Raw genomic sequence first — 2275 nt, 5'->3', positions numbered from 1 at the left:
TAATTGCAGCACCTTTAGGTGGTTTAGAGCCATCGCCTATACAACGACTCTGATGGACCTACCATCATCTTATTTACAGCATTCAACCATTTTATTGCCGTGGTTGATTCTTGGCACACTATGATTAGTTGCGTTGTTTAAGCAGTGAATTTACTAAATAAAGCACGAACGGCGAAATTCCGAAGGAATTTCCCAAGTGAGCTAAAACCAGCAATTAATTATACACGGCTTAAGTTAGCATTTCAATAAAAACACTAAATTAAACATATATAAATAGAAAGCACAAAAGAGAGGAATAAGGTTATTATATACGGAGAGACTACAGATCTCGTCAACATTGAAAATCCCCTCTCTTTTTGTTCATCTTTAATTATTTGTTTTAATAAGGTATTCAAGAACCTCATTCTTCGGTTTCTACACAGATTTCGTACAGTTCTATGAGGCTATTAGACCTCGATTTTATAGCCTGTACAGAGCTTGTCGAAGTATTGAAACTCGCGTAGGTTGTACTTTCAAAAATCATTTCTTATGAATAAAGATATTAAATATTTTGTACTGCAAAGCACATCATGAATTCATACTAAAAATTTAAACGCATGAATAAATAGACATTAGTCATTTAGTATTCGATGTTACAGATTCAGATGGCAATTATTATCAGTTTAAAAATAACACTTCTGGCTTCAATAAGTTTATTAAATTCTTAGATATGGATACTCATTGTGTCATGGAAGCGACAGGTTATTATCACTACCAATTGGCTTATTTTTTACTAGAGTCAGGCATCAAAGTATCTGTAGAAAATCCATTAGCAGTAAAACGGTTTATACAAATGAAGTTGTCTAAAATCAAGACAGATAAAAGTGATTCTAAACTGATATGTGAGTATGCAAAACAGGTAGAATTAAAACTGTGGCAAGGAAATTCTAAAGTTCAAACAGAGTGTCTACAAATGACCAGACTCCTTTCTGTATATACAAAACAGAGCACTATGTTGAAAAATAAAGTACATGGAGAAACTGTTTTAGGCAATCCAAGTAAAGTAGTAGTCAGTTCCTTAAAACGAAGTTTAAAGCATGTTCAGAAGGAGCTAAAAACTTTAGAAGACAAACTATTAGTATTAGTAAAACAAGAGTACCAAGATCTATTAACTCGCGTAAAAACCATTCCAGGAATAGGAAATAAAACCGCTGTTATGCTATTGGTTTTAACCGATGGGTTTGATCGTTTTAGAAGCGGAAGTGAATTATGTAGTTACGCAGGATTAACACCTGTAATTAGAAAAAGTGGAAGTAGTATAAATGGACGACCTAGAATCAGTAAAATAGGTAATCAGAAACTACGCAATCTGTTATTTATGTGCAGCTTTAATGCATGTAAATACAACAAAGCTTGCCGAGATATTTATGAGCGTATAGTTGCCAAAGGAAAGAGTAAAAAGTTAGCATTAATAGCTGTGTGCAATAAGCTCTTAAAACAGGCTTTTGCTATAGCTAAATCGGGATTGATTTATGAAGATTCTTATAGAAGTACATTATTGAAAAATTAAGTAGATTTTACTTGTTTTTTACCACAGTACTTTGTTGGCAAATCGCTTTTTTCAAATTATTAATTCGGTTTATTCTTTCCACCGTTTTTAAGTGAAAGATTTTAAATTCAATTTATTATGAAATTCAAATATTCAAAATGGGCTTTTCCAGTTTCTATTCTGGCTTTAATATTGTCCATAACAAGCTTAATAGTGAGATTAATATGGCTATAATAGAAAACCAAAAACTAAATTTATCATATCTAAATTTTTCAATTGTTTTTTCTCTAATTGTATCTTCTTGTGTGGTAATTTTTTCAATTTTTCTAAAACCTTGTTGCCTGGTTATAAAAGTTTTTCCTTTTTGCGTTATTCTAAGCCCTCTATTATTTTCAATAATGAGTTCTTCGTTTAATAATTCGTCTTTTAAAGAATCCATTTCCCAGTCAACTAATTCAAGTTCAGACAAAGCTTCATTTATAAATTCCATTGTAATCTTTTTGTTTACAGGTTCTTTTTTAAGTTCCTTAACGTCAACTGCAATTAGGAATAATAATATTTTATCTAGTTTTTCTGTTCTTGTCATTTTTCAGAGTGTGATTGGTAAGTGTTTGCCAACGGTTAGTATATCTTAAGTTAGCCTTATTAAATATAAGTTATAAATTAAGTATCCAATCAGAAAGAACAAAAAGAGAGAATTAAGGTTATTTTGTATATTGAGACTTGATCTCGTTTTTCTTGAGAATC

The 2275-nt window shown here is 31.0% G+C and carries 2 protein-coding genes; one reads left to right on the top strand and one right to left on the bottom strand.

The features are described 5' to 3' along the window. Nucleotides 1–604 precede the first annotated feature (604 nt). Nucleotides 605–1549 (top strand): IS110 family RNA-guided transposase, encoded by a 945-nt coding sequence (locus R6X41_RS19690; protein WP_318502066.1) that lies wholly within the window; start codon nt 605–607, stop codon nt 1547–1549. A gap of 154 nt (nt 1550–1703) precedes the next feature. Here the strand turns inward: R6X41_RS19690 and R6X41_RS19685 are convergent, their stop codons facing one another. Next, the gene (locus R6X41_RS19685; RefSeq protein ID WP_318502065.1) at nt 1704–2114 is read right to left on the bottom strand and encodes a hypothetical protein; all 411 of its coding nucleotides are present in this window, start codon (nt 2112–2114) and stop codon (nt 1704–1706) included. Between the last annotated feature and the right edge of the window lie 161 nt (nt 2115–2275).

Origin of the sequence: Formosa sejongensis (assembly GCF_033447105.1) — a bacterium.
Lineage (GTDB): Bacteria > Bacteroidota > Bacteroidia > Flavobacteriales > Flavobacteriaceae > Formosa.
The sequence above is the reverse complement of the archived record's forward strand: the minus strand, read 5'-3'. Positions and strand labels throughout refer to the sequence as shown.